This window comes from Streptomyces sp. NPDC018019, from assembly GCF_044327805.1.
Taxonomy (GTDB): domain Bacteria; phylum Actinomycetota; class Actinomycetes; order Streptomycetales; family Streptomycetaceae; genus Streptomyces.
Genome location: NZ_JBIRGD010000015.1, coordinates 60,986 through 76,131, shown reverse-complemented (window position 1 = coordinate 76,131; position 15,146 = coordinate 60,986). Strand labels below are relative to the sequence as shown.

The 15,146-nt window shown below is 71.5% G+C and carries 12 protein-coding genes; 8 read left to right on the top strand and 4 right to left on the bottom strand.

Translation table 11 applies throughout. The annotated features are described in order from the left end of the window. The first annotated feature begins 11 nt into the window (after positions 1–11). The gene (locus ACH4FX_RS24265) at positions 12–998 is read left to right on the top strand and encodes an ATP-binding protein (protein ID WP_398482193.1); all 987 of its coding nucleotides are present in this window, start codon (positions 12–14) and stop codon (positions 996–998) included. Positions 999–1,037: 39 nt separating this feature from the next. Here ACH4FX_RS24265 and ACH4FX_RS24260 read toward each other — a convergent pair whose 3' ends face one another. Beyond that, positions 1,038–2,327, bottom strand: coding sequence for a hypothetical protein (locus ACH4FX_RS24260; protein ID WP_398482191.1), 1,290 nt, complete (start codon positions 2,325–2,327; stop codon positions 1,038–1,040). Positions 2,328–2,654: 327 nt separating this feature from the next. On the opposite strand from ACH4FX_RS24260, the gene ACH4FX_RS24255 reads away from it, so the two are divergent. From ACH4FX_RS24255 to ACH4FX_RS24230, 6 genes are all read left to right on the top strand, one after another. Then, complete coding sequence (locus tag ACH4FX_RS24255) at positions 2,655–4,943, top strand: SulP family inorganic anion transporter (RefSeq protein WP_398482189.1); 2,289 nt, start codon at positions 2,655–2,657, stop codon at positions 4,941–4,943. A gap of 197 nt (positions 4,944–5,140) precedes the next feature. Next, on the top strand, positions 5,141–7,105 hold the full coding sequence (gene acs / locus ACH4FX_RS24250) for an acetate--CoA ligase (RefSeq protein WP_398482188.1): 1,965 nt from the start codon (positions 5,141–5,143) through the stop codon (positions 7,103–7,105). A 383-nt stretch (positions 7,106–7,488) separates the two neighbouring features. Next, positions 7,489–8,883 (top strand): Na+/H+ antiporter NhaA, encoded by a 1,395-nt coding sequence (gene nhaA, locus ACH4FX_RS24245; protein WP_398482186.1) that lies wholly within the window; start codon positions 7,489–7,491, stop codon positions 8,881–8,883. A gap of 43 nt (positions 8,884–8,926) precedes the next feature. Beyond that, positions 8,927–9,385, top strand: coding sequence for a phage holin family protein (locus ACH4FX_RS24240; protein ID WP_398482184.1), 459 nt, complete (start codon positions 8,927–8,929; stop codon positions 9,383–9,385). Beyond that, on the top strand, positions 9,382–10,308 hold the full coding sequence (locus tag ACH4FX_RS24235; RefSeq protein WP_398482182.1) for an alpha/beta fold hydrolase: 927 nt from the start codon (positions 9,382–9,384) through the stop codon (positions 10,306–10,308). The genes ACH4FX_RS24240 and ACH4FX_RS24235 overlap by 4 nt, the downstream gene beginning before the upstream one ends. 278 nt (positions 10,309–10,586) lie before the next feature. Then, positions 10,587–10,784: a hypothetical protein gene (locus tag ACH4FX_RS24230; protein ID WP_398482181.1), complete on the top strand. Its 198-nt coding sequence runs from the start codon at positions 10,587–10,589 to the stop codon at positions 10,782–10,784. Positions 10,785–10,844: 60 nt separating this feature from the next. Here the strand turns inward: ACH4FX_RS24230 and ACH4FX_RS24225 are convergent, their stop codons facing one another. The 3 genes from ACH4FX_RS24225 to nth all read right to left on the bottom strand — a co-directional run bounded on the left by ACH4FX_RS24225 (position 10,845) and on the right by nth (position 13,907). Next, entirely contained in the window at positions 10,845–12,044 is a 1,200-nt protein-coding gene (locus ACH4FX_RS24225; RefSeq protein WP_398482457.1) for a MarP family serine protease, read from the bottom strand. Positions 12,045–12,057: 13 nt separating this feature from the next. Next, positions 12,058–12,762, bottom strand: coding sequence for an NUDIX hydrolase (locus tag ACH4FX_RS24220; RefSeq protein WP_398482179.1), 705 nt, complete (start codon positions 12,760–12,762; stop codon positions 12,058–12,060). A gap of 155 nt (positions 12,763–12,917) precedes the next feature. Next, positions 12,918–13,907 (bottom strand): endonuclease III, encoded by a 990-nt coding sequence (gene nth, locus ACH4FX_RS24215; protein ID WP_398482455.1) that lies wholly within the window; start codon positions 13,905–13,907, stop codon positions 12,918–12,920. A gap of 437 nt (positions 13,908–14,344) precedes the next feature. Here nth and ACH4FX_RS24210 point away from each other — a divergent pair, with 437 nt between their 5' ends. Further along, complete coding sequence (locus ACH4FX_RS24210; RefSeq protein WP_003981529.1) at positions 14,345–15,019, top strand: Crp/Fnr family transcriptional regulator; 675 nt, start codon at positions 14,345–14,347, stop codon at positions 15,017–15,019. The last annotated feature ends 127 nt before the right edge of the window (positions 15,020–15,146 follow it).

The window sequence follows — 15,146 nt, the reverse complement described above, 5'->3', positions numbered from 1 at the left end:
GCTTCGTGAACATGAAGATCGCGTTCGTGGGGAAGGGCGGCAGTGGGAAGACCACGCTGTCCTCCCTGTTCATCCGCCACCTCGCCGCCGCCCGCGTACCCGTGATCGCGGTGGACGCCGACATCAACCAGCACCTGGCCACCGCCCTCGGCATGGACGAGGCGGAGGCCGCCGCCCTCCCGGCGCTCGGCGCCCGGCTGCCCCTGATCAAGGACTACCTCCGGGGCACCAACCCGCGCATCGCCTCCGCCGAGACGATGATCAAGACGACGCCGCCCGGCGAGGGCTCCCGGCTGCTGCGCGTCGTCGAGGAGAACCCGGTGTACGCGGCGTGCGCCCGCCCGGTGCCGCTGGAGGGCGAAACGGTGCGCCTGATGGCGACCGGCCCCTTCACCGGGTCCGACCTCGGGGTGGCCTGCTACCACTCCAAGGTCGGCGCGGTCGAACTGTGCCTGAACCACCTCGTGGACGGCCGCGACGAGTACGTCGTCGTCGACATGACGGCGGGTTCGGACTCCTTCGCGTCCGGGCTGTTCACCCGCTTCGACCTGACCTTCCTGGTCGCCGAGCCGACCCGTAAGGGCATCGCGGTCTACCGCCAGTACAAGGACTACGCGCGGGACTACGGCATCGCCCTCAAAGTCGTCGGCAACAAGGTCCAGGGGCCGGACGACCTCGCCTTTCTCGCCGACGAGGTGGGCGAGGACCTGCTGCTGGCGGTGGGGGACTCGGCCTGGGTGCGGGCCATGGAGAAGGGCCGGCCGCAGCGCTTCGACCTGCTGGAGGCCGACACCCGGCAAGCCCTCAAGGAGCTGCACGCCGCCGCCGACGAAACGTACGAGCTGCGCGACTGGGAGCGGTACACCCGCCAGATGGTGCACTTCCACCTCAAGAACGCGGAGAGCTGGGCGAACGCGAAGACGGGCGCCGACCTGGCCGCCCAGGTCGATCCCGCCTTCGTCCTCGCCGAGCCCACGGGCGCCCCGCAGCCCGCCTGACGGGCCACCCCGCGCGCCGCAGCCGCCATGCCCGCCGTCCTACTCCGCGTCCTGCCGCACCGGCCTGGCCGGACTGGCCGAGCCGGCGGGCCCGTTCGGCGCACCGGGCTTTGCGGAAGGCGCGGCCAGGTAGCTCCCCCAGCCGCCCTTCGGGGCCCCGCCCACCGGCAGCGCGCGCAGCTTGGCCAGCACCTGCGGGTCCTGCGCGTCGAGCCAGTCGGCGAGCTGCTTGAAACTCACGCACCGCACGCCCGCACGGGGGCAGATGGTCTTGATGGCGTCCTCGACGGCGCGCATGTACGTGCCGCCGTTCCAGGACTCGAAGTGGTTGCCGACGAAGAGCGGCGCCCGGTTGCCCTGTTCGGCGCGCCGGAACGCGGCGAGGAGGCCGTCGCGCATCTGCCGGCCCCAGGCGGCGTGCATCGCCGGGTCGCCCTTGGTCGTACCGGACTGGTTGGCCAGGAAGTTGTAGTCCATCGAGAGCGTCTCGAAGGACCGGCCGGGTACGGGGATCTGCTGGAGCGGGAAGTCCCAGACGCCGTCGATCTGCTTGGGCCACAACTGCCGGCCGCCGACGGAGCTGGAGTCGTAGCGGAAGCCCATCGCCTTGGCGGCCGGGATCAGGTTGCGCTGTCCCTCCAGGCAGGGGGCGCGCCCGCCGACGAGTTCCTTGCTGTAGTCGAACGGCAGCGGCTTCTCGGTCTTCAGCCCGGTGTGCGTCTTCCAGGTCTTGACGAATGCCTCGGCCTGCCGGATCTCGCTCTTCCACTCCTCCGGCGACCAGGTGCCCACGCCACCGTCGGCGCCGCAGAAGTGCCCGTTGAAGTGCGTGCCGATCTCGTTGCCGTCCATCCAGGCGCCGCGGATCTGCTCCACGGTGTCCCGGACCCCCTTGACGTCGTTGAAGCCGATGTCGGAGGCGCCCGGGGTGTGCCTGGGCGGGTGGTACACCTCCTTCTTGCCGCCCGGGAGCAGGTAGACACCGCTGAGGAAGTACGTCATCCGGGCGTTGTACTTCTTGCCGACCGCGCGGAAGTGGGAGAACAGTTTCTGACTGTCCTCGCCGGCGCCGTCCCAGGAGAAGACCACGAACTGCGGTGGCCGTTCCCCGGGTCTGAGACGCTCGGCCTTCGGCTGCATGGGCTGCGCCCCGGTGTACGCGGTCGAACCGTCCCCGATGAGCTTGACCGGCTGGGCGGGGCGTTTGGGCACCGCCTGGCCTCCTTGGGCGCCGTTCGGGCCGCTCCCGTCCCCCGCGGCACAGCCGGCGACCGCCGCCAGCGCCATCGCCGTCACGATCCCGGCCGTGACCTTCGTTGCGGCTGCCATCAGCCACCTCGCTCCCTGGTGTACGAACTGCGGAACGGAGAAATCGAAAAAACTGATTAACCGCTCTCAAATTCGCATACGCCATGGAACGGGTCTTAAAGGACAAGCGACTCGTCGTCACATTCACTCGAAGGGCGGAACGATTGCCCCGAATGCCCGAAAAAGCTTCTCGCGGCCTTTACGTGTCATTACGCTTCGTTTACCGATGCTTGAGAGCCACCGAGCCGTCACCAACGTGACCCCGGTCGGCCGGCTCGCGTCCCGCCGCAGCACACCGCCGCCCACGATCGCGCCCCGCGCGACCGCGCCGCCCCGGAGGAGACGGGAATGTCGCAGCTCCAGAAGCCCTCAGAGCCCCTCGCCGCACCGAGCGCCCCGCGCACCGCACCGCCGCCCGGCGCCCGTTCCGCGGCCTGGCGCGGCGATCTGTCCGCCTCGCTCGTCGTCTTCCTGATCGCCGTACCGCTCTCGCTCGGCCTCGCGCTGGCCACCGGCGCGCCCCTCCAGGCGGGCCTGGTCGCCACGGCCGTCGGCGGCATCGTCGCCGGGCTGCTCAACGGCGCACCCCTCCAGGTCAGCGGCGCGGCGACGAGCCTGCTGGTGGTCACCGCCGAGTTGGTGCAGCGCTACGGCTGGCGCGCCACCTGCGCCATCACGGTCCTGGCCGGTGTGGCCCAACTGGCCCTCGGAGCCGTACGGGTCGCCCGGGGCGCGCTGGCGATCAGCCCCGCGATCGTGCACGGCATGCTCGCGGGCATCGGCGTCACGATCGCGGTCGGGCAGCTGCACGTGGCGCTCGGCGGCAGCCCCGACAGCTCGGCGGTCGACAACGTCGCGGCCCTGCCGGACCAGTTGGCGCACCCGCATGTGTCCGCCCTGCTCATCGGCGCCGTCACGGTCGCGGTGCTGGCCGGCTGGCAGCGACTGCCCGGGCGGACCGGCCGGCTGCTGCGCACGGTCCCGGCCCCGCTGGCCGCCGTGGCCGCCGCCACCGCGGTGAGCACGGCCGTACCGGCGCCGCGCGTGTCACTGCCCGACTGGGCGCCGCAGGCGCTGCCCGCCCTCCCGGACGCACCGGTCCTGGCGATCGCCGCGGCCGTCCTGACCGTCACCCTCGTCGCCAGTATGGAGTCGCTGCTGTCGGCGGTCGCGGTGGACCGCCTCGCCGCCGACCGCACCGCCCCGGCACCCCGGCTCGACCTCAACCGCGAACTGGCGGGCCAGGGCGTCGCCAACGCGCTTTCCGGGCTGCTGGGCGGCCTGCCGGTGGCCGGCGGCGCGATGCGCGGCTCGGCGAGCGTCCAGGCGGGCGCGGCCGGCCGGCGGGCCACCGTGCTGCACGGCGTCTGGGTGGTGCTGTGCGCCGGTCTGCTCGCCTCGGTCCTGGAGCTGATCCCGCTGGCCTCGCTCGCCGCCCTGGTCATGGTGGTCGGCGTACGGATGGTGAGCTTCGCCCACATCAAGCATGTGCAGCGGCACCGCGAATTCCCGGTCTACGCGGCTACGTTGGGCGGGGTGGTGCTCTTCGGCGTCCTCCAGGGCGTGGGTCTGGGGATCGGGGTCACGGTCTTCCTGTCGCTGCGACGGCTGACCCACACCCGGGTCACGGTCACCGCCGAGGACGGCCGCCACCGGGTGTGCGTCAATGGGCAGTTGACATTCCTCGCGGTACCGAGGCTGACCCGGGCCCTCGCCCAGGTGCCCGCCGGCGCGGACACGGTCGTCGAACTGGGCGGCTCCTTCATGGACCACGCCGCGTACGAAGCGCTGCGGGCCTGGTCCGACGCGCACCGTGCGGGCGGCGGCTGGGTGACCCTCGGCGGGCGCGCCGGACGCCCGATCGCGGAGCCCGCGAGCGCCCACCACTGCCGGCCGTGGACCCCGTGGCGCAACCACCACTGCACCCGCCCGCCCGAGGAAGCGGTGCCGCGGTCCAGCGGCAGCCAGCTCCTGGGCGGCGTCAGCGCGTTCCAGCGCCACACGGCACCGCTCGTACGGGACGAACTGGCGCGGCTGGCCCACGAAGGCCAGCGGCCCAGCCAGCTCTTTTTGACCTGCGCCGACTCCCGGCTGGTCACCAGCATGATCACATCGAGCGGCCCGGGCGACCTGTTCACCGTCCGCAACGTCGGCAACCTGATGCCGCCGCCCGGCACGGATCTCACCTGCGACTCGGTGGGCGCGGCCATCGAATACGCCGTCGAAGTCCTGAAGGTCGGTTCCGTGACCGTCTGCGGGCATTCGGGGTGCGGTGCGATGCAGGCGCTGCTCGGGGCGGACCACGAGCCCGGCGCGCAGACCCCGCTCGCGCGCTGGCTGCGGCACGGCCGCCCGAGTCTGGCACGCATGCAGCGGATCGGCCGGCTGGGCCGGGGCGAAGTGGCGCTGGCCGAGCGGCCGGTGGCCGACGACGTGGAGCGGCTCGCGCTCGTCAACGTCGTGCAGCAGCTGGACCACTTGATGTCGTACCCGTGCGTCGCCCGGCGTGTCGCCGAGGGCGCGCTCACCCTGCACGGGATGTACTTCCACGTGGCCGAGGCGCAGGCGTATGTACTCGACCGGACCACGGGCACGTTCTGCGCGGTGCGACCCGGGGCGACGGCGGTGACGGCGTAGCGGCCCGGTGACCGGGCGTCAGCCCGCGCCGCGCGTTCACCCCTTCCGGCCCTCTCCCGCCTCACCCGTAAAGGGCACTTGACCTGCGGATGATAGAGGTCTACACCAATTTTTATCCACAGCCCTTGTCAGGCCGGGTGGTGGGCTGATGAGCTATGGCCCGGGACACATCGCACGCCCCGGGATTGGGAGATGACGTGAGCAACGAAAGCCTGGCCAACCTGTTGAAGGAGGAGCGGCGGTTCGCACCGCCCGCGGAGCTGGCCGCGAACGCCAACGTCACCGCAGCGGCGTACGAGCAGGCCGCGGCCGACCGCCTGGGCTTCTGGGCGGACCAGGCCAAGCGGCTGTCCTGGGCGACCGAGCCCACCCAGACGCTCGACTGGTCCAACCCGCCGTTCGCCAAGTGGTTCGCCGACGGCAAGCTCAACGTCGCGTACAACTGCGTGGACCGCCACGTGGAGAACGGCCTCGGCGACCGCGTCGCCATCCACTTCGAGGGCGAGCCCGGTGACACCCGCTCGATCACCTACGCCGAGCTGCAGCGCGAGGTCTCCCGGGCCGCCAACGCGCTGACCGAGCTGGGCGTGGCGGCCGGCGACCGGGTCGCGATCTACCTGCCGATGATCCCCGAGGCGGTCATCGCCATGCTGGCCTGCGCCCGTCTGGGCGCCCCGCACTCGGTCGTCTTCGGCGGCTTCTCCGCGGACGCGCTGGCGACCCGCATCAACGACGCCGACGCCCGCGTGGTGATCACCGCGGACGGCGGCTACCGGCGCGGCAAGCCCTCCGCCCTCAAGCCCGCCGTCGACGAGGCGCTGACCCGGCCGGGTACGGAGAACGTGCGCAGCGTGCTGGTCGTGCGCCGCACCGGCCAGGAGGACGTGGCCTGGACCGAGGGCCGCGACGTGTGGTGGCACGAGATCGTCGGGCGGCAGAGCGAGACCCACTCCCCGGAGGCGTTCGACGCCGAGCACCCGCTGTTCATCCTCTACACCTCCGGCACCACCGGTAAGCCCAAGGGCATCCTCCACACCACCGGCGGCTACCTCACCCAGGTGGCGTACACCCACCACGCCGTCTTCGACCTCAAGCCGGAGACCGACGTCTACTGGTGCACCGCCGACGTCGGCTGGGTGACCGGCCACTCGTACATCACCTACGGACCGCTGGCCAACGGTGCGACCGAGGTGCTCTACGAGGGCACGCCCGACACCCCGCACCAGGGCCGCTGGTGGGAGATCGTGCAGAAGTACGGCGTCACGATCCTCTACACGGCCCCCACCGCGATCCGCGCCTGCATGAAGTGGGGCGACGACATCCCCGCCAAGTACGACCTGTCCTCGCTGCGGGTCCTGGGTTCGGTGGGCGAGCCCATCAACCCGGAGGCGTGGATGTGGTACCGCAAGCACATCGGCGCCGACCAGGCCCCGATCGTGGACACCTGGTGGCAGACGGAGACCGGCGGCATGATGCTCAGCCCGCTCCCCGGGGTCACGGAGACCAAGCCCGGCTCCGCGCAGCGCCCGCTGCCCGGTATCGCGGCCACCGTCGTGGACGACGAGGCCCACGAGGTGCCGGACGGGGGCGGCGGCTACCTGGTCCTGACCGAGCCGTGGCCGTCCATGCTCCGCACGATCTGGGGCGACGACCAGCGTTACCTGGACACGTACTGGTCCCGCTTCGAAGGCAAGTACTTCGCGGGGGACGGCGCGAAGAAGGACGAGGACGGCGACATCTGGCTGCTCGGCCGGGTGGACGACGTGATGCTGGTGTCCGGCCACAACATCTCCACCACCGAGGTGGAGTCCGCGCTGGTCTCCCACCCGAAGGTCGCCGAGGCCGCGGTCGTCGGCGCGGCCGACCCGCAGACGACCCAGGCGATCTGCGCCTTCGTCATCCTGCGCGGCGGTGCGGCCGAGGACGAGGGCCTGGTGGACGAGCTGCGTGCGCACGTCGCCAAGCAGCTGGGCCCGATCGCCAAGCCGAAGCGCATCATGCCGGTGGCCGAGCTGCCGAAGACCCGCTCCGGCAAGATCATGCGCCGGCTGCTGCGGGACGTCGCCGAGAACCGCGACCTGGGCGATGTGACGACGCTGACCGACTCCACCGTCATGGACCTCATCCAGGCCAAGCTGCCCGGCGCGCCGAGCGAGGACTGACCGCGGCTTCGTACGCGGTCCCCGTGGGGATAGTACGGCCCACGGGGACCGCGTACGGAGGACCACCGCGCCGAGACAGCCGGGCGGCCGGCAGCGAGAAGTTCCGCTCGAACGAGCGTTCCCATGACTGGCCGCCGCCCCGGAGGGCACCCGTCCGCAGACCGGCCGGGTGCCCTTCGCCTGTTCCGGGCGCCCTCATCTGTCGAGCGGCCGATCGCCCTATATGCCCTTAAGGTGAAGATCACCGGAATGTTCCTTGTGCGGCCCAGGTAGAGTGTGGTTCGCGTCAAGAACGCGACAACATCACACCGAGGGTGCGCCGGGAAGTCTGGTCGGCAACTGCAACAGCCGTATTCAGCTGCCGAAAGACCGGAGGTCCTCGCGTGAGCGCGCCCCACAACCGCCGATCCATATTCCTCGGGCGGATGTCCCTGCCCGAGCGGAACTACATCGCGGAGGCCCTGCGCGCCGAGACCGTGGGCGGCATCCTGCTGCTCATCGCCGCCGTCGTGGCGCTCGTCTGGGCCAACACCCTGGGGGGCAGCTATGAGTCGGTACGGGGCTTCCACCTCGGCTTCGGCTCCCTCGGCCTGGACCTGTCCGTCCAGCACTGGGCCGCCGACGGCCTGCTCGCCGTCTTCTTCTTCGTCGCCGGCATCGAGCTCAAGCGCGAACTGGTCGCGGGCGATCTGCGCGAGCCCAAGAAGGCGGTGCTCCCGGTGGTCGCCGCGCTGTGCGGCATGGCGATGCCCGCGCTGGTGTACTTCCTGGTCAGCACGGCGGGCGGCGGCTCGGCGGCCGGCTGGGCGGTGCCGACCGCCACCGACATCGCCTTCGCGCTGGCCGTGCTCGCCGTCATCGGCACATCCCTGCCGTCCGCGCTCCGCGCCTTCCTGCTCACCCTCGCCGTCGTCGACGACCTCTTCGCGATCCTGATCATCGCGGTCTTCTTCACCTCGCAGCTCAACTTCCTCGCGCTCGGTTTCGCCGTCGTCGGCCTCGCCGTCTTCTACCTGCTGCTGCGAAAGGGCGTCCGCGGCTGGTACATCTACATGCCGCTCGCCCTGGTCATCTGGGGCCTGATGTACAACAGCGGCATCCACGCCACCATCGCGGGCGTCGCCATGGGCCTGATGCTGCGCTGCCACCGCCGCGACGGCGAGGAGCAGTCGCCCGGCGAGCACATCGAGCACCTGGTGCGGCCGGTCTCGGCCGGTCTCGCGGTGCCGCTGTTCGCCCTCTTCTCGGCAGGCGTGTCGGTGTCCGGCAGCGCGCTGCACGACGTGTTCACCAAGCCGGAGACGCTGGGCGTCGTGCTCGGCCTCGTCGTCGGCAAGACGATCGGCATCTTCGGCGGTACGTGGTGCGCGGCGCGCTTCACCAGGGCGGAGCTCAATCCCGACCTGAGATGGCCGGACGTGTTCGCCGTCGCCTCGCTCGCCGGCATCGGCTTCACGGTCTCCCTGCTCATCGGCGAGCTGGCCTTCACCGACGACCCGCTGCTGACCGACGAGATCAAGGCGGCCGTGCTGACCGGCTCGCTGATCGCCGCGGTGTTCTCCGGCATCCTGCTGAAGATACGGAACGCCAAGTACCGCAGGCTCTGCGAGGACGAGGAGCGCGACGAGGACCAGGACGGCGTCCCGGACGTGTACGAGCGGGGCAACCCGGAGTACCACCTGCGGATGGCGAAGATCTTCGAAGCGAAGGCCGCGGAACACCGCCGCCTTGCCGAAGTGGCCTCCGGCGCGGACGCCGGGGACGATGGTCCGGCATGATCTGAGAGGCTTTGCATCCGGGAGAGACAAGAGGGAGACGTCGATGAGCACTGCCGACGACGGCGCGGACCGCAGCCTCGGGCAGCTGGTGGCCACGGCCACCGCCGAGATGTCCGCGCTGGTGCACGACGAAATCGCACTGGCCAAGGCCGAGCTGCGGCAGGACGCCAAGCGGGCCGGGATCGGCAGCGCCGCGTTCCTGGTGGCCGGCGCGCTGGCGCTGTTCGCGCTGCCGGTGCTGAGCTTCGCGGCCGCCTACGGCATCCACAATCTCGGCCTCGGCCTCGCCTGGTCCTTCCTGATCGTCGGCGGCGCCTTCCTGATCATCGCCCTGCTGCTGGTCCTGGTGGCGGTGGCCAAGCTCAAGAAGATCAAGAAGCCCGAGAAGACCATCAGTTCGGCCAAGGAGACCGCGGCCGTCCTGCAGAACGTCAAGCCGCATCCGCGTCCGGTTCCCGAGGACCACCCGGTCCTGGAGTCTGTGACACGCTCCTCCGTATGACGGTTCCCGACAGTTCCGAGTCGGTCGTCCGTCCCGACGGGCCCTGGACCCACCGGGACGTGGCGGCCAACGGCGCGCGTTTCCACATCGCCGAGATGGGTGACGGCCCGCTGGTGCTGTTGCTGCACGGCTTCCCGCAGTTCTGGTGGGCCTGGCGCCACCAGCTCCCGGCGCTCGCCGAGGCGGGGTTCCGTGCGGTGGCGATGGACCTGCGGGGCGTGGGCGGCAGCGACCGGACGCCCCGCGGTTACGATCCGGCCAACCTGGCCCTGGACATCACCGGGGTCGTACGGTCCCTGGGCGAGCCGGACGCCGCGCTCGTCGGCCACGACCTCGGCGGCTACCTGGCCTGGACGGCGGCGGTGATGCGGCCGAAGCTGGTACGGCGCCTGGCGGTGTCCTCGATGCCGCACCCGCGGCGCTGGCGCGCGGCCATGATCGCCGACTTCAAGCAGAGCCGGCAGAGCTCCTACGTCTGGCGGTTCCAGCAGCCCTGGCTGCCCGAGCGCCGGCTGGTGGCGGACGACGCCGCCCTGGTGGGGCGCCTGATCCGGGACTGGTCCGGGCCGCAGCTGCCCGAGGACGCGGACATCGAGGTCTACCGGCGCGCGATGACCATCCCCTCGACCGCGCACTGCACGGTCGAGCCGTACCGCTGGATGGTGCGCTCGATGGCCCGGCCGGACGGCATCCAGTTCAACCGGCGCATGAAGTGGCCCGTACGGGTGCCGACGCTGCACCTGCACGGCTCGCTCGACCCGGTGATGCGCACCCGCAGCGCGGCCGGCTCCGGGGAGTACGTGGAGGCCCCGTACCGCTGGCGGCTCTTCGACGGCCTCGGACACTTCCCCCATGAGGAGGACCCGGTGGCGTTCTCCACCGAGCTGATCAACTGGCTGAAGGACCCGGAACCGGACCGGTAGGCCGGATTGCCCGGGTCAGTCGCGTCAGACCAGGCCGGGCCGGATCGGGCCCCGAGTCCAGGCCGGAAGACGGCATTCCGGAATCGTGCGGCCGGACCGGCGGGGCGGGACGCGAATGCCCGGTGGGACGACACGCCGAACGGACGCGGATGCCCGGCGGGCGACACGCCGAACGAATCCGAACGCACGTATGACGAACAGCCAATTGCCGCCCGCATAGGCCAATTGACGGCCCGCCGGGCGGTTACGGAGCCCGGGGCACGGGCAGAGTCGTGGGTATGGGCTGGACGCACGACTACCGTGACGTGGCACGCAACCGACGCGGCAGCGCCGCTGCGACGGGCACTCAGGAGAGGGGTTCCTCGGACCTTGTGTCCGGTGGGACCCCCGACCTCGCCCATCCGCTGGGCATTCCGCGCATCCTGCGCCGCCGGGCGCGCTGGATGACCGCGCGCCTCAAGCATCCACGGACCTGACCGCCGGAGCCGCGGGCCCGGACGTCAGGCGTCCGCCGCCCCGGCGGGCCCCGCGTCCCGTCACATCGCACACCCCTGGACGTCCACCGGCCGCTCGGCCGTCCGCCCCTGGGTGATGTCCCCGCGGATCTCGTCGGCGGTCAGCGCGTAGCCGGTGTTGGCATCGTCCAGGGACTTGGCGAAGACCACTCCGTAGACCTCGCCGTCCGGCGTGAGCAGCGGACCGCCGGAGTTGCCCTGCCGGACCGTGGCGTACAGCGAGTAGACGTCGCGGGCGATGGTGCCGCGGTGGTAGATGTCCGGCCCGTCGGCCTTGATCCGGCTGCGGATACGGGCCGCGCGGACGTCGTAGCCGCCGTTCTCCGGGAAGCCGGCGACGATGGCGCCCTTGCCGGTGCCCGCGTCGTCCTGCGCGAACCGCAGCGCGGGCGCCGGCAGCGACGGCACGTCGAGCACCGCGATGTCGCGCTGCCAGTCGTACAGGACGACCTTCGCGTCGTACGTGCGGCCCTCGCCGCCTATCTGGACCGTCGGCTCCTTGACGCCGCCCACCACGTGGGCGTTGGTCATGACCCGGTGCGGCGCGAAGACGAAGCCGCTGCCTTCGAGGACCTTGCCGCAGCTCGGGGCCGTACCGACGACCTTGACGATGCTCTTGCGTGCCCTGGCCGCGACCGGGCTGCCCGCCAGTTTCGGGTCGGGGGCCGGCACCGCGTGGATCGGCTCGTTCGAGAACGGCGTGAAGACCTGCGGGAAGCCGTTCTGCGCCAGGACCGAGGAGAAGTCCTTGAACCAGGTACTGGCCTCCTGCGGCATCACCTGGGAGACGCCGAGCAGCACCTTGGAGTTGCGGACCTCCTTGCCCAGCGTCGGCAGCGAGGTGCCGGCCAGGGCGGAGCCGATCAGCCAGGCGACCAGCAGCATCGCCAGGACGTTGACCAGCGCGCCGCCCGTGGCGTCCAGGGCGCGCGCCGGTGACCAGGTGATGTACCGCCGCAGTTTGTTGCCCAGGTGGGTGGTGAGGGCCTGGCCCACCGAGGCGCACACGATGACGATGGCGACCGCCGCGATCGCCGCGAAGGTGCCCGGTGTGGCGTCGTCGGTGATCTCGTTCCAGATCACCGGCAGCAGATAGACCGCGACCAGGCCGCCCCCGAGGAAGCCGATCACGGAGAGGATGCCGACGACGAAGCCTTGGCGGTAGCCCACGACGGCGAACCACACCGCCGCGGCCAGCAGCACGATGTCCAGGACGTTCACGCCCGCCACCGTCTCACGCGCGCCGGTCGAGCGGGACCTGCTTGGCACGGTCCCACGGCAGCTCCCATCCCGCGTAGTGCAGGATCCGGTCGATCACCCCCGCGGTGAAACCCCAGACCAGGGCGTCCTCGACGAGGAAGGCGGGGCCCACGTGGCCGCTGGGGTGGCGGGTGGTCACCCGGTGGGCGGGGTCCGTGAGATCCGCCACGGGAACCGTGAAGACCCGGGCGGTCTCCGCCTCGTCCACCGCGCCCACCGGGCTCGGCTCGCGCCACCAGCCCAGTACGGGCGTGACGACGAAGCCGCTGACGGGGATGTACAGCCGCGGCAGCACACCGAAGACCTGGACACCGGCCGGGTCCAGGCCGGTCTCCTCCCACGCCTCGCGCAGCGCGGCGCGCACCGGACCCGCGCCCTCCGGATCGCCGTCCTCGGGGTCGAGGGCGCCACCGGGGAACGAGGGCTGGCCGGCGTGCGAGCGCAAAGTACCCGCGCGCTCCATGAGGAGCAGCTCCGGGCCGCGGTCGCCGTACCCGAACAGGACCAGGACGGCGGACTGCCGGCCGCCGCTCTCGGGCGGCAGGAACCGGCTCAGCTGGTGGGGCTCGATCGTGGCGGCGGCACGGGCCACCGGTGCCAGCCACTGCGGCAGGCCGTCGGTGCGGACGGCCGCCTCGTACGCCGCGGTCTTCCCGTACTGCTCCCGTGCGCTCGTCATACGCGCCCCCTCAGGCCCTTGGATCGGTGGGATCGATGGTCGTGCGGCCGTGGCCGGTCCTATTCGGGCTGAGTCCGTTCGCGGCCGGTTCGGTTCCGCTTCCCGTGTGAGGGTTTGGTCCCAGGCGGGGCGGCGGGGGCGGCGCGCGGCGGCGTTCACCGGCCCGCCAGCGGGGGTGCGGGCTGCCCCGGGTAGTCGGCCGGGGGCCGCAGCCGCTGGCCCGGCTGGCCGCCCATCTCGTACTTGAGCAGCTTCTTCGCCTTCTCCGGATCCAGCTCGCCCTCGCCGTACGACGGGCAGTCGTGCGCGATGGGGCAGGCGCCGCAGGCGGGCTTGCGGGAGTGGCAGACCCGGCGGCCGTGGAAGACGACGCGGTGCGAGAGCATCGTCCACTCGCTCTTGGGGAAGATCTCGGCGATCTCCGCCTCGACCTTCTCCGGGTCCTGCTGCTCGGTCCAGCGGAAGCGCCGGACCAGCCGGCCGAAGTGGGTGTCCACGGTGATGCCCGGAACGCCGAAGGCGTTCCCCAGGACGACATTGGCGGTCTTGCGGCCGACGCCCGGCAGCGTCACCAGGTCCTCCAGGCGGCCGGGCACCTCGCCGTCGAAACGGTCCCGTAGCGCCGTCGAGAGGCCGAGCAGCGACTTGGCCTTGGCCCGGAAGAAGCCGGTCGGCCGGATCAGCTCCTCCAGCCGCTCCGGGTCGGCGGCGGCCATGTCCTCCGGGGTGGGGTAGGCGGCGAACAGGGCCGGGGTGGTCTGGTTGACCCGCAGGTCGGTGGTCTGCGCGGACAGGACCGTGGCGACGAGCAGCTCGAAGGAGTTGCGGAAGTCCAGCTCGGGGTGGGCGTACGGATACACCTCGGCCAGCTCGCGGTTCATCCGCCGGGCACGGCGCACCATGGCGGCGCGCGACTCGGCCTTGGCGGGACGCTTCGGGGCGGGGGCGGGGGCGGGGGTGGTTTCGAGGGGCTCGGCGGCCGTCTTCTTGGCCGCGGCCCTCTTGGCCGTCGTGGCCGTCGCCGCTTTGGCCGTCGTCTTCTTGGCGGCGGTCGTCTTCGGGGCCGCCTTCTTCGCGGTCGTCTTGGCGGCGCTCTTCTTGGCGGCGCTCTTCTTCGCGGTCGTCTCGGCGGCCGCCTTCTTCACGGCCGGCTTCGCGGTCGTCTTCTTCGCGGTCGTCTTCTTCGCGGTCGTCTTCTTCGCCGTGGCCCGCTTCGCGGCGCCGGTCCCGGTCGCGGGCGTTTCCGCGGCTTTCTTCCGCTTCGTCGCCTTCCGTACCGTTTCTTCGGATTTCACCGCCTTCGCGGCCTCGGCGGACGCCTGTTCGCCCACAGCGGAATCACGGCCCGCGCTCACTCGCTCAGCCCCCTTGTCCTGTGCTCTCACCGGCGTATTGGACACTCGGCCAGAGTAAGGCCACCCACTGACATCCGGTCCGATCTTCCTGACCCAAGGGTCCAATCGGCCCCCTGCCGTATGGCTTGCGCCACGGGTCCGGCATCCTTGTGATTGATCGCACTGTTTTGCATTCCGGCATGATGGGGACCAAGGTCCCTTTGAGCATGTCGACAAGGAGAGATCTCGTGGACGACGTTCTGCGGCGCGCACCGCTCTTCGCGGCGCTCGATGACGAGCAGGCGGCCGAGCTGCGCGCCTCGATGGGAGAGGTCACGCTCGCCCGCGGCGACGCCCTGTTCCACGAAGGGGACCCGGGCGACCGCCTGTACGTGGTCACCGAGGGCAAGGTGAAGCTGCACCGCACCTCCCCCGACGGGCGGGAGAACATGCTCGCCGTCCTCGGCCCCGGTGAGCTGATCGGCGAGCTCTCCCTCTTCGACCCGGGCCCGCGTACCGCCACCGCCACCGCACTCACCGAGGTCAAGCTGCTGGGCCTGGGCCACGGCGACCTCCAGCCCTGGCTGAACGCCCGCCCGGAGGTCGCCACCGCGCTGCTGCGCGCCGTCGCCCGCCGCCTGCGCAAGACCAACGACCAGATGTCCGACCTGGTCTTCTCCGACGTGCCGGGCCGCGTCGCCCGCGCGCTCCTGGACCTGTCGCGCCGCTTCGGCGTGCAGTCCGAGGAGGGCATCCACGTCGTGCACGACCTCACGCAGGAGGAGCTGGCCCAGCTGGTCGGCGCCTCGCGCGAGACGGTCAACAAGGCCCTCGCGGACTTCGCGGGCCGCGGCTGGCTGCGTCTGGAGGCGCGCGCGGTGATCCTCCTGGACGTGGAGCGCCTGGCGAAGCGTTCGCGCTGACGCGTCCCGGCGGCTGCCGTCGTACACCGCATCCGGCACCGAAAGGGTCCCGCTCCACCAGGAGCGGGACCCTTTCGCGTGAACCGGCCGGACAGGCCCTGGACCCCGACGACCGCCCGGCCGTACC

Coding starts and splice junctions, on each gene's coding strand:
- ACH4FX_RS24240 (WP_398482184.1), top strand. CDS start 8,927: ATGAGCACTGCCGACGACGGCGCGGACCGCAGCCTCGGGCAGCTGGTG.
- ACH4FX_RS24260 (WP_398482191.1), bottom strand. CDS start 2,327: ATGGCAGCCGCAACGAAGGTCACGGCCGGGATCGTGACGGCGATGGCG.
- ACH4FX_RS24235 (WP_398482182.1), top strand. CDS start 9,382: ATGACGGTTCCCGACAGTTCCGAGTCGGTCGTCCGTCCCGACGGGCCC.
- ACH4FX_RS24265 (WP_398482193.1), top strand. CDS start 12: ATGAAGATCGCGTTCGTGGGGAAGGGCGGCAGTGGGAAGACCACGCTG.
- ACH4FX_RS24220 (WP_398482179.1), bottom strand. CDS start 12,762: ATGACGAGCGCACGGGAGCAGTACGGGAAGACCGCGGCGTACGAGGCG.
- ACH4FX_RS24255 (WP_398482189.1), top strand. CDS start 2,655: ATGTCGCAGCTCCAGAAGCCCTCAGAGCCCCTCGCCGCACCGAGCGCC.
- ACH4FX_RS24230 (WP_398482181.1), top strand. CDS start 10,587: ATGGGCTGGACGCACGACTACCGTGACGTGGCACGCAACCGACGCGGC.